Origin of the sequence: Acinetobacter sp. YH12108 (genome assembly GCF_013419055.1) — a bacterium.
In the GTDB taxonomy this organism is placed as follows: domain Bacteria; phylum Pseudomonadota; class Gammaproteobacteria; order Pseudomonadales; family Moraxellaceae; genus Acinetobacter.
On sequence record NZ_VPAW01000019.1, the window covers coordinates 20,748 to 33,371 of the forward strand.

Consider the following 12,624-nt stretch of genomic DNA (forward strand, 5'->3'; position numbering starts at 1 on the left):
TTCAGAATATAAAAAAGCAGCTACTTGAGCTGCTTTTTTAATAAAGGTGAGAACTTAGTCTTTTTCAATATTCATCGGTTGAACATCCATCTCCTGATAAGAAACCAGTTTGGTTTTATATTTCCACTTATAACCTAGCCAGATCACTAGAAATAATAAAATACCGATATAAGTAGAAAGGACAGCCAACCACTCACCATCTAGGACAGCTTGATAATTCTGACCTAATACGACAATTGAACAAAGAATGAAGGCAAACCAAGGTGCGAACGGGAAAAATTTAGCTCTATAGGCCAGACCTTCAAGTTGATAGCCTTGAGCCAGATAACCTTTACGGAAGCGGTAATGTGAGATCGCAATCCCTAACCAGACAATGAAGCCACACATACCTGACATATTCAGCAGCCAGTTAAAGACTTCCTGCTCGCCAAAGAATGTGGTCAAGAAGCATAGCGCCGCAATCGCCGTTGTCGCATACAGGGCATTCATCGGTACACCACGTGGATCCAGATGGGCAAACAGTTTAGGCGCACTGCCTTTACGCGCCATATCGAACAGCATACGGGTCGAAGAATACATGCCTGAGTTACCTGCAGACAGAATCGCAGTCAGAATTACCGCATTCATCATACTGGCTGCAAAAGCAAAACCTGCTTTCTCATACAATAAAGTGAATGGAGAAAGGGCAATATCTTCAGTTGCAGCTGCCTGTAAGAGACGCGGATCATTATAAGCAACCAATGTACCGATAATGAAAATACATACGATATAGAACAGCAGGATTCGCCAGAAGATTTGCTTGATCGCGACTGGAATGGTTTTTTGCGGATCTTTAGATTCACCAGCCGCTACACCAACCATCTCGGTACCCTGGAACGAGAATCCGGCAATCATGGCAACACCAATCAAGGCCTGGAAACCGCCTACAAAAGGCGCTTCACCTACGCTCCAGTTTGCAAATGCCGAAACACCCGGTGTGAGCATGATCTTGGCAATCATCCAGATCCCGATGATGATAAAGGCAATAATCGCCAGTACTTTCACCAATGAGAAGAAGAATTCTGACTCACCAAAACCTTTTACTGTGAGAGCATTAATTCCAAAGATCACAGCGAGGAAGATCGCACTCCAGTAAAAGCCCGGAATATCAGGGAACCAGAATTTCATAATGAACTGTACGGCAACCAGTTCAAAGGCAACGGTAATCGCCCAGTTGTACCAGTAGTTCCAGCCTAAAGCGAAACCGAAACCACCTTCGACATATTTGGTACCGTAGGTAAAGAATGCGCCCGAGGTCGGATTATGAGTCGCAAGTTCTCCCAGACTGGTCATCAAGAAATAAATCATTACGCCAATCAGGGCATAGGCGAGAAGTGCACCACCCGGGCCTGCGCTGGCAATGGTCGCACCTGAGGCCAGGAATAAACCTGTACCGATAGACCCGCCAATCGCGATCATATTAAGATGACGAGCACCAAGCTTACGCTGCAGCTGCACGCTGTTCTGAGTTTCGCTCATCATGATTCCTTAGCATTTTTTTGAGTGCTGGCGAAGAGCACTTTAAAACCTTGTTGATCAGTTTTGACTGTACATTGGCCAAAACTTTGTTCAATTAAAATTGGATAATTTAAGAAACGGTTTGCCACAATCCATAATTCACCGCCAGACTTGAGATGACGACGCGAAGTCTTGCATAAAGTTTCGCTGGCCGCATAATTGGTCTGGATTCCCTGATGGAAAGGAGGATTGCTGACAATGGCATGTAAAAAGAGCGGTGCATCTTCAATACCTGACACAGCTTTAATTTCCAGCTGCTGAGGACTGAGCTGATTTTTCTCAAATGTCATTTGAGTAGAAGCCAAGGCAAAGGCATCCACGTCCAGAGCAAAAATACGGTTCTCAGGATTCAGTTTGGCTAAATAAGCACTGATCACACCTGCACCACAGCCAAAGTCGGCAATCTTGCCTGAGGTCACCTGAGATAAATAGGGTAAGAACACCGCTGTTCCTACATCCAGATGATCCTGACTGAATACACCTGGAAGTGCACAAATCTGCAAATCACCTTTTGGTGTGGCCACTGTATAGGTCTGTGCCCAATCTGCCAACGCTTTTGCTTCGACCGTGCAGTCTAGAGTCAATTGCCACAATTGGCAATGTCGTGCGCTGTCGAGCTTGATGAGTTTACCATAAGCCTGTAGCTGCTTTGCCGCACGCTCTACGCCACCTTTCTTTTCACCCACAAGAAAGACACTGCTGCCTTGTTTTAATCGGGCTGCAATATTGTGAATCAGATAATTCAATAATTCTTTTGATTTAGGTACGAAAATAACTGCCTGATCAAATTCCTGATCAGGAAATTCTGCGCCGAAATGAACCTGAGCCTGCTGTGACTGGAAATATTGAAAATCATTATAATTCCATGTCCAAACAAAGGGCTGGATAGATTCACCACATTCAGCAAGAAGCTCATCGGTCGGGGCATTTACCAGCAATACGCGACCAGACAAATAATCATATTGTCTTAATAAAACTTCGCTTTTAGGATCCATAGATCTTTCTCCAATAGAAAAAACACTGTCCGAGTCCAACTCAGACAGTGTTCTTTGGACATGAAATTACTTCTTTACTTCAGGAAGTACAATATTCAATATGAGGGCTGCAATACCGCCTGTCGCAACACCGGAACTAAAGATGTTACGGAATAATTCAGGAAGATGTTCCAGAATCTGAGGTACCTGTGCAACGCCTAAGCCAAGTGCAAGCGAGATTGCAATGATCAGCAGGGCACGACGGTCTAAGTGAATACCAGACAGGATATTAATCCCAGATGCAGCGACTGCACCAAACATCACCATCACTGCACCACCAAGCACAGCTTGAGGAACGGCCTGAATCACACCGGCCACTGCTGGAAGTAGACCTAGAATCACGAGGAGTGCTGCGATCCAGATCCCGACATAACGGCTAGCTACACCAGTCAGCTGAATGACACCATTATTTTGTGCGAAAACTGAACTTGGGAAGGTATTAAATAAGCCTGCAAGCAGGGAGTTGGCACCATTCACCAATACACCACCTTTAATGCGATTCATCCAGGTTTGACCATCGACTGGCTGATTCGATAATTTTGATGTAGCTGTAATATCACCAATCGCTTCTAGTGAAGTTACCAGGTAAATGAATGCCATTGGAATGAATAAACTCCATGAGAAGCTTAAACCAAAATGCATTGGGGTTGGAATCTGAACCAGAGGTGCATCTTTTAAACCATCAAAGTTGAGATGACCCATAAAGCCGGCAAGGATATAACCCACAACCAGTGCAATCAGAATTGCTGAGCTTTTTACCCAAGTAATACGCACACGGTTCAGTAAGATAATTAATGCCAGAACGGTACATGACATGATCAGGTTATCTGCATTGGCGAAAGTTTTGTCGCCCATGGCTTGATAACCACCACCCATGCTGATCAGACCTTCTTTAATCAAGGTTAAACCAATCAATAGAACTACAATACCCGTTACTAGTGGAGTAATGAGTTTTTTCACCCATGGCAAAATGCGTGACACGCCCATTTCAATAAATGAACCTGCAATCACTACACCAAAGATCGAAGCCATCACCGCTTCTACAGGCGTGCCTGCGGCGACCATCGCTGAACCGATCCCGATGATCGGGCCAATAAAGTTAAAACTTGTACCCTGAACAATCAGTAAGCCTGCGCCAAAGGGACCCACTTTCTTGGATTGTAAGAAAGTTGCGATACCAGAGATCACCAAAGACATGGACAAGATCATGTTGGTGTCTTCTTTAGACACACCCAATGCCAGACAGATCAGTAAACCTGGCGTTACAATTGGGACAATAATGGCCAATAAATGCTGGAATGCGGCTAAAAATGCGATAAACGGTTTAGGACGATCTTCAAGGCCGTAGACAAGGTCAAGTTGATCTTTAGAAAGAGGAGATTGATTAAAATCAGACATGTGTCAATGCAAATTAAGGCTGGGTGGCGCTATTCTAATCGAGTTACACGTCATTACAAAAGTAATTGGAAAAAAAATTGACGCTCTCTACAAACAGTCACTGTCAAAAGTTTGTATTTTTCTGTATAATTTGCCCTCAAATTTAAAACGTATCGAATTTACATGTCAGATATTAAAACTCTCCGTAACATTGCCATTATCGCGCACGTCGACCATGGTAAAACCACTCTTGTAGACAAACTTTTGCAACAATCAGGTGCTCTCGGTGATCGCGCGGGTGAGATCGAGCGTGTCATGGATTCGAACGCGTTAGAATCTGAACGTGGTATTACCATTCTTGCAAAAAACACTGCAATCAAGTGGTTAGATAAACGTACAGATACAGAATACCGTATTAACATCGTGGACACCCCGGGACACGCCGACTTTGGTGGTGAAGTTGAACGTGTAATGTCGATGGTTGACTGCGTACTGCTTCTTGTAGATTCACAAGAAGGTCCTATGCCACAAACCCGTTTCGTAACGCAAAAAGCGTTCGCGCGTGGTTTGAAACCAATCGTAATTATCAATAAAGTTGATAAACCAAGTGCGCGTCCAGACTGGGTAATCGACCAAGTATTCGACCTGTTCGACAACCTTGGCGGTACTGACGAACAGTTAGACTTCCCAGTAGTTTATGCTTCTGGTCTTCGTGGTGTTGCTGGTCCTTCTCCAGAAGAACTTGCTGACGACATGACTCCATTGTTCCAAACAATCGTAGACATCGTTGAGCCACCAGCAGTTGACGTTGATGGTCCATTCCAGATGCAAATTTCATCTTTGGACTATAACAGCTTCGTAGGTGTAATCGGTGTTGGTCGTATCCAGCGCGGTTCAGTGAAATTAAACACTCCTGTGACTGTGATCGACAAAGAAGGCAAAACCCGTAACGGCCGTATCCTGAAAATCATGGGTTACCATGGTCTAGAACGTGTTGACATTGAAGAAGCTTCTGCAGGTGATATCGTTTGTGTAACTGGTATCGATGCACTGAACATTTCAGATACAATCTGTGATCCTAAAAATGTTGAAGCGCTTCCAGCACTTTCTGTCGATGAACCGACTGTGTCTATGACTTTCCAGGTGAACAATTCTCCGTTCGCTGGTAAAGAAGGTAAATTCGTAACTTCACGTAATATCCGTGAACGTCTAGACCGCGAATTGATCCACAACGTAGCACTTCGTGTTGAAGATACTGACAGTCCTGACCGTTTCAAAGTATCTGGTCGTGGTGAGCTTCACCTTTCTGTACTGATCGAAAACATGCGTCGTGAAGGCTTCGAGCTTGGTGTATCACGTCCACAAGTGATCATGAAAGAAATCGACGGTCAAATGCAAGAACCGTACGAAAACGTAACGTTTGACGTTGAAGAACAGCACCAAGGTTCTGTAATGGAACAAATGGGTCACCGTAAAGGCGAAATGACTAATATGGAAGTGGACGGTAAAGGCCGTATCCGTATTGAAGCAACTGTTCCTTCACGTGGCTTGATCGGTTTCCGTTCTGAATTCATGACCATGACTTCTGGTACTGGTATCATGACTTCAAGCTTCTCGCACTACGGTCCTGCTAAACAAGGTACTGTTGCGAAACGTCAAAACGGTGTACTGATTTCTATGGTTCAAGGTACTTGCCTGGGCTATGCACTGTTCACACTTCAAGACCGTGGTCGTCTATTTGCTAAACCACAGTTAGAAGTTTATGAAGGTATGATCGTAGGTATTAACTCACGTTCTGACGATATGGTTGTTAACCCAACTAAAGCGAAACAGTTAACTAACGTACGTGCGTCTGGTACTGATGAAGCATTGACTCTTGTTCCAAACCTTGAATACACGCTAGAACAAGCGCTTGAATTCATTGAAGATGACGAGCTAGTTGAAGTAACACCTAAGTCAATCCGTATCCGTAAGCGTTACCTGACTGAAAACGAACGTAAACGTAACCGTTCTAAATAAGACCGGTCACTGGTACGAAAAAAGCCGCTGAATCAGTTCAGCGGCTTTTTTATTGAGTAGAAATTACATACACTTAATAAATTAGTTTTAAATAGAAATCCCTAACTAATGTATAATCCATCACAAAATTGCATAAAAATACTGGTGACTTTATGAGCATTATTCAAGAATTTAAAGAATTTGCGGTAAAAGGCAATGTCATGGATCTCGCAGTGGGTGTGATCATTGGCGGTGCTTTTGGTAAAATTATCGATTCTATGGTGAAAGATATCATCATGCCTGTCGTGAGCTGGATCTTAGGTGGTGATGTTGATTACTCTAACTGGTTTGTCGTGTTAGGCGATAATCCAAATAATGTGACCAATCTGGCTGAAGCACAGGCAGCCGGTCTGAATGTCTTTGCTTATGGTAATTTCTTGACCATTCTCATTAACTTCCTGTTATTGGCATGGGTTGTATTCTGGTTGGTGAAACTGATGAACAAACTGCGCCGTGATAAAGCAGAAGAAGCAGCGCCTGAACCTGAAGCGACTCCGGAAGATATCGAATTACTGCGTGAAATTCGTGATGAGCTAAAAAAACGTCCGGAAGCTTAAGCTTTTGGAGTAAATAAAAAAACGGCGCTGAGTGTGCCGTTTTTTATTGAATCCCTCCTTGCGAAGCAGTGCTTCTCACCCTTTGAAAAAAGGGGGACTTCTCCCTTTCTTAAAGGGAGGTTGGGAGGGATTTATAAAATTAAAAATCCATCCGAAACTTAATTTCGACCAAATGAAAACCGAACTGACTTTTGACTGGGCCATGCAGAACATGTTCTGCAGCAGTAAAGACCAGTTTATCAATCACTGGAACCAGTTGGCCTTTTTTTACTTCACCAAGTTCACCACCGCGTTTGGCAGAGTTACAGGTTGAGTATTGTTTGGCAATTTTGGAAAAATCTGCACCTGCCAGAATCTTCTTTTTAAGCTGTTCCGCAGTATCTTTATCCTTCACCAGAATATGACGGACAATCGCAGTCTTCATGATTTCTTACCTCGTACAGCAGCCACACGCTTAGGTGAAAGCTTTACCTTTTTTAGCGGCTGGCATTCAGGACAATAGACGGATGCGCGTTGGCCGAGTTTGATATTTTCTAGTGTAGTTTCGCAGTTCACGCACATTTCGCCTGCACGGCCATAAGCCAGCAGCGTCTGCTGGAAATAACCATTTTCTCCCATGGCATTGGTATAGTCGCGTAAGGTAGAACCACCTAAGTCAATCGCCTGTTTTAAAATACGCTTGATCTCAACCACCAGTTTTTCAATCTGTTCGAAACTTAAACTTGAGGCTGACTGTGCTGGATGAATGCCCATATTGAACAGGCTTTCAGTTGCATAGATATTGCCTACGCCGACCACGACATGGTTATCCATGATTGCAACTTTGGTGCCAACATTTTTATTTTTTAGTTTTTCAAATAGATATTCGGCATTAAAAACATCGCTTAATGGCTCCGGCCCAAGCGTATCAATCAGTTTGCTTTGTGATTGAGCATCTAACCAGAGAATACAGCCGAAACGGCGCGGATCATGATAACGCAGCTGAATCTCTTCAAACTGAATAATCAGATGATCATGCTTGCGTAATTCTTCATTGGCTTCACACAAGCGAAAGCTGCCTGACATACCCAGATGCCAGAGCATTGTATCCTGTTCAAATTGCGCCAGAATATATTTAGAGCGACGCGTAAGCTGAATCAGGCGTTGTCCTTGCAGGCGCGCGAGATCATCAGGAATCGGCCAACGTAAACTAGGCTGACGCACTTCAACTTTTAACACTTGCTGATTAAGAAGGGGAAGGAGGCTGGTTTTGGTGGTTTCAACTTCAGGTAATTCGGGCATAACACTTAGCAGCTAATATCATGAAGCTAATATTGGGCGTTTTAAGCCTGAATGCAAGCCCTATTTGAATAGAAGTTATAGGCAGGATATTCAAAAATATTTTAACAATTGGTTAAAAAATAAACTTTAATATTAAGTAGGTTTCAGATCCGAATAATAAAAATAGGAAATATATGGGTTGATTTTTAGTATTTAACTTACTGAAAAATATAAATTATGCAGAATTTATTGTTATATAAAATATCTTTTCTTATAACTTAAAGTTTTACTAATAATAAAAAAAATGCTGCGTTTTTAAGTGAAAAGTTATGTAACGTTCTGTATCAAGTCATATAGGGCATGCATCAGGCTGCCTTTACTCTCTCCATATGTTTAGGTTTTATATGAAAAAGTTAAGTCTAGCTTTATTGCCATTGATGGCAGCCATGACCTCTGCTCAGGCTGAATCTGCATTTGATCCTCAGGGACAGTACCTATTAGGTGACTGGAATGGAAAACGTACTGAACTTGCTCAACAAGGTGTCAAGTTTGAAGCAAACTTACTGACAGATACAGCGTATCTGGCTGATGGCGGACGTAATGAAGGGGCTGATCCTCTAACTTCTGCACAGTTATGGTTGGGTACACAGTTAGACATGGAAAAACTGGCTGGCTGGGATGGCGTAACTGTTCGTGCAGTTGCGACTGCACGTCAGGGACAAAGTACATCGGTACGTGATTTACAAGTATCTCAATCAGTACCGCATATGGCTAATGTGCAAGGGACATTTGGCCGTGGTAACCAGGACAGCCGTTTAACCGAACTTTCAATTGAAAAGAACTATAAGGATCAAGGACTGAGTATTAAAGCTGGTCGTCTGGGTCTCGGTATGGACTTTAACGTGATGGCTTGTGATTTTGCCAGTACAGCATTTTGTGCTGCGCAGATGGGTAAATGGCAGGGCAATATCTGGATGAATACACCGGTTGCACAATGGGGGGCACGTGTGAAACAGCAGCTAAACCCTGACGTTGCTGTACAAGTCGGTGTTTATGAATTTAATTCTGATAACGGCAATGGTACTAAAGAAGGTCAGGGCTGGAGTCTGGATACCGACAATGCTGATGGCGTGACGATTCCTGCAGAAGTAATCTGGACACCAAAATCATTAGTAAATGGTTTACCTGGCAGCTATCGTGTAGGTGGTATGTATAATACTGCTGATGATGTGGCCAACCAGAAAGACGTAGCCAATCCAACAGATGCTAAAAATCGTACTTTTGCTGGCTGGTTAGCCGTAGAGCAGCAGTTGACCTCAACCGACAGTGGTCGTCAGGGTTTACACTCATTCGCTAACTTTACCTGGCATGATCGTGATACCAATAAAGTGGACAATTCACAACAGTTGGGTCTGAAATATATTGGTCTGGTGGATAGCCAGCCAAATGACATTTTAGGTCTAGCAGTGAACCGTGTGCATGTGAATGATCGTTTTGTTGAGTATCAAGAATCTGTTGATAATACAGCTTATGATGCGAGTGCCGAATACAATATCGAACTCAACTACAGCTATAACGCAACAAAATGGCTGATGCTACGTCCAAACCTGCAATACGTTATAAATCCGGGGTCTAGCAACCAAGTAGATAATGCATTGGTGGTAGGTTTGACTACACGAGTGATCTTCTAAAAAGAATTTAATCACGTTATAAATAAACAGGCTCATCAGAGCCTGTTTTTTATTTTTTGGTAAAAAGTTCTGAAAAGCCACTTCACAAAAAGAGGGAATACCGCGTGTCACTACTATTTCAGCCGGTTCAGTTTGGATCATTGCAACTTAAAAATAAAATTGTGATTGCCCCGATGTGTCAGTACTCTGCAACCGAGCAAGGTGAAATCACTTACTGGCATAAACAACAATGGGCCAATTATGCCTTATCCGGTGCAGGTCTTTGCATTGTGGAAGCCACCGCTGTACAGCCTGAAGGGCGTATCAGTTATGCCGATTTAGGGCTTTGGAATGACCAGCAGGCCAGCCAGATCAAAACCTTATTGCAAAAGGTCAAATCAATTTCTCCTATGCCTTTTGCCATACAGCTTGCACATGCAGGCCGTAAAGCCTCTACAGATAAACCTTGGGGTGGCAAAGGGCAGTTCGCCCCAGATCATTCACTCGGCTGGCAAACTGTCTCTGCCAGTGATATTCCTTTCCAGGCTCATGAACATCCACCCAAGTCTTTAAGTGTTGATGAAATCCAGCAAGTGATTCAGGATTTTGCAGCCAGTGCCAAGCGAGCGGTTGAAGCAGGCTTTGAATTGATTGAACTACATGCAGCACATGGTTATCTATTGCATCAGTTCATGTCACCGTTATCGAATCATCGTCAGGATCAATATGGCGGTTCATTTGAAAACCGTATTCGTCTGACGCTTGAAGTATTTGAAGCAATAAAAGCCGCCGTACCAGAAGGTTTTCCAATTGGTGTTCGTATCTCAGCAACGGACTGGATGGATAGTGTAGAAAGTTGGGATGTAGAATCTTCAGTCGAACTATCCAAAGCACTAGAGAAGCTAGGTGCAGTCTATATTCATGTTTCGAGTGCAGGTTTACACGTCGATCAGAAAATTGATGTACATCCGAATTATCAGGTCCCTTTTGCTGAAGCGATTAAAAAGGACGTGAATATTCCAGTCATTGCTGTGGGTCTGATTACCGATGCACAGCAGGCAGAAGGCATACTGGAATATAAACAGGCTGATGCGATCGCGATTGCACGTGCCTTGCTTTATGATCCACGCTGGCCTTGGCATGCCGCAGTAACGCTGGATGAGAAAATAGCCATTTCTCCACAATATTTACGTTCTGCACCGCATGGCTTAAATCAGTTGTTTGAATCGTTTTAAGGCCATTTTTTCTTAGAAAGGCTTATAATAACGCATCTCATACAACAGGACATTTCATATGATTATTGCGGTAATTGTGCCTATATTTTTATTATTGGCACTAGGTTACCTGAGTGTGAAATGTCAAATTCTAAAAAAAGAACAGGTTGAAATGGTAGGGGCCTTTGTCATCAAATTGGCCTTACCATTACTGTTCTTCCAGTTTCTAGCCTCTAAAGATCTGCATGAAATCTGGTATTTTGAATACTTTGCGGTCTATACCTCTGTCACTTTATTACTTTATGGTTTCAGCTTCTGGCTGATGCGCCGTCAGTTCAAGAACACGTCTTCGCATAGTGCTGTTCTGTCCTTAGGGGCAGCGATGTCCAATACCGGATTGATCGGTACAGCAGTACTCACTTTATTGGTGGGACAGCATGCAATGACCTATACCTCATTGGTGGTCATTATTGAAAGCATGATTCTGATACCGATGGTCTTGATCCTGGCTGCACTCGGTACCCAACATCAAGCCAATCTGGGTAGTCTTGTGAAAAGTACCATTCTCATGCTGTTCAAGAACCCTTTATTTATGGGGGTGATGCTGGGTATGGCCTGTGCGATTTTTGAAATTCGCTTGCCAATTTATCTGGACCAGGTCTTTGCCATGATTGGACAGACTGCCTCACCTTTGGCGCTGTTTGCGATTGGTGGCGGAATCGTGGGCATGAGCCTGAAATATGTGAATCTGCAAAGTTTCTATTTGGTATTTTCCAGCAATATCCTGATGCCGATCCTGATGTATCTAGGTCTTAGTCGACTGACTCAGCTGAGTCAGGAAATGATCTATGCTGGGACTTTGATTGCAGCACTGCCTATGCCAACGATTTTCGGTATGTTAGGACAAGCATGCGGCCTTAATGAGCGAACCTTAACCCCTTTATTGATGAGTACTATCGCAGGTTTCGTGGTTGCGAGTGGACTTATTACTTTGTGGTGGAGTTAAACAAGCTGGCTTATAAATCTATAGCCCATAAAAAAGCTCCAATAGGAGCTTTTTTATTTTGATTAAGTCTGATCAACTTTTTTTGGCAGGTGCTTTTTTCTGTTCAGCAATCATTTTATCCACTGCTGCTAGAGATTCTCTGGCCTTAGGAATATTTTCCTGTGCCAGGGCCGCAAAGATCTTTTTCGCTTCAGGCAGGTTTTGCGGAACAATACTACCGTTGGCAAACATATTGCCAATCGCCATCAGGGCGGGGATATAGCCTTTTTTCGCCAGATCCTGAATACTGCTCAAGCCTTGCTGGATCGGCTTTTCATTCTTGGTTTTAAAGCCGTTGCTGATGTCATATAAGGCTTTGGCATGAATGGCCGGCATATTACCCTTGCTAATCAGAGGCTGTAATTTTTTCAAAGCCTGCTGGTCAGAAGCTGTTGTACCTTCAGCAAATAAAAGTATAGCTAGATCTACGGTTGCTTCATCGAAATTGGCTGCCGATGCGCGTTCAAGGTATTGCTTGGCTTTGCCCAAATCCTGCTTAAGGCCTAAAGTACCACCGGTATAATTCTTGCCCAGTACATAGTTGGCCACTGGATAACCTTTGCTGGCGGCCTGTTCATATAGCTGAATAGCCTTTTTTTCGTCCTTGGCAGTGCCTTGGCCAGTTTGCGTTAAATAGCCTAAGTTATAGATAGCCTGTGCATTTCCCTGGCTGGCCAGTTTGCTTAAAGCATCGTAGGCACCCTTGAAATTCTTGGCATTCACCATCTCTTCAATTTTGGCAAATTGAGGGTCAACTGGGGCATTTGAAGTGTTTGCTAGGGCAAATTGGCTGGACACTGCAAGAATTGCAGCAAGTACTAATTTTTTCATTGTTCCGATAACCTTAATTTT

At 43.4% G+C, this 12,624-nt stretch carries 11 protein-coding genes; 5 read left to right on the forward strand and 6 right to left on the reverse strand.

The features are described 5' to 3' along the window. Positions 1-54 precede the first annotated feature (54 nt). The 3 genes from FTU46_RS12230 to FTU46_RS12240 all read right to left on the reverse strand — a co-directional run bounded on the left by FTU46_RS12230 (position 55) and on the right by FTU46_RS12240 (position 3,989). Positions 55-1,518 carry an amino acid permease gene (locus FTU46_RS12230; RefSeq protein WP_180105081.1) on the reverse strand — a complete coding sequence of 488 codons (1,464 nt, stop codon included), beginning with the start codon at positions 1,516-1,518 and terminating at the stop codon, positions 55-57. Beyond that, positions 1,518-2,552, reverse strand: coding sequence for a methyltransferase (locus FTU46_RS12235; protein ID WP_166139128.1), 1,035 nt, complete (start codon positions 2,550-2,552; stop codon positions 1,518-1,520). The genes FTU46_RS12230 and FTU46_RS12235 overlap by 1 nt, the downstream gene beginning before the upstream one ends. A 66-nt stretch (positions 2,553-2,618) precedes the next feature. After that, a complete protein-coding gene (locus FTU46_RS12240; protein ID WP_166139125.1) occupies positions 2,619-3,989 on the reverse strand; it encodes a uracil-xanthine permease family protein in 1,371 nt (456 codons plus the stop codon). Between the two features lie 162 nt (positions 3,990-4,151). Between FTU46_RS12240 and typA the strand changes: the two genes are divergently transcribed. Together typA and mscL are read left to right on the forward strand one after the other, a co-directional pair. After that, the gene (gene typA, locus FTU46_RS12245) at positions 4,152-5,987 is read left to right on the forward strand and encodes a translational GTPase TypA (protein WP_004785176.1); all 1,836 of its coding nucleotides are present in this window, start codon (positions 4,152-4,154) and stop codon (positions 5,985-5,987) included. A 152-nt stretch (positions 5,988-6,139) separates the two neighbouring features. After that, a complete protein-coding gene (mscL, locus tag FTU46_RS12250) occupies positions 6,140-6,583 on the forward strand; it encodes a large conductance mechanosensitive channel protein MscL (protein WP_180105082.1) in 444 nt (147 codons plus the stop codon). A gap of 139 nt (positions 6,584-6,722) precedes the next feature. On the opposite strand, the gene FTU46_RS12255 is transcribed toward mscL, so the two are convergent. Further along, positions 6,723-7,007 carry a peptidylprolyl isomerase gene (locus FTU46_RS12255; protein WP_005237136.1) on the reverse strand — a complete coding sequence of 95 codons (285 nt, stop codon included), beginning with the start codon at positions 7,005-7,007 and terminating at the stop codon, positions 6,723-6,725. Then, positions 7,004-7,864, reverse strand: a complete 861-nt coding sequence (mutM, locus tag FTU46_RS12260; protein WP_180105083.1) for a bifunctional DNA-formamidopyrimidine glycosylase/DNA-(apurinic or apyrimidinic site) lyase — start codon at positions 7,862-7,864, stop codon at positions 7,004-7,006. Before mutM ends, FTU46_RS12255 begins: the two co-directional genes overlap by 4 nt. A gap of 383 nt (positions 7,865-8,247) precedes the next feature. Here mutM and FTU46_RS12265 point away from each other — a divergent pair, with 383 nt between their 5' ends. The 3 genes from FTU46_RS12265 (at position 8,248) to FTU46_RS12275 (ending at position 11,733) form a co-directional block, all read left to right on the forward strand. Then, positions 8,248-9,534, forward strand: coding sequence for a carbohydrate porin (locus FTU46_RS12265; protein WP_180105084.1), 1,287 nt, complete (start codon positions 8,248-8,250; stop codon positions 9,532-9,534). Between the two features lie 104 nt (positions 9,535-9,638). Beyond that, complete coding sequence (locus FTU46_RS12270; protein WP_180105085.1) at positions 9,639-10,748, forward strand: NADH:flavin oxidoreductase/NADH oxidase; 1,110 nt, start codon at positions 9,639-9,641, stop codon at positions 10,746-10,748. 58 nt (positions 10,749-10,806) lie between these two features. Continuing rightward, positions 10,807-11,733, forward strand: a complete 927-nt coding sequence (locus FTU46_RS12275) for an AEC family transporter (protein WP_180105086.1) — start codon at positions 10,807-10,809, stop codon at positions 11,731-11,733. A gap of 72 nt (positions 11,734-11,805) precedes the next feature. On the opposite strand, the gene FTU46_RS12280 is transcribed toward FTU46_RS12275, so the two are convergent. Continuing rightward, entirely contained in the window at positions 11,806-12,603 is a 798-nt protein-coding gene (locus tag FTU46_RS12280) for a tetratricopeptide repeat protein (RefSeq protein ID WP_180105087.1), read from the reverse strand. Positions 12,604-12,624: the final 21 nt, after the last annotated feature.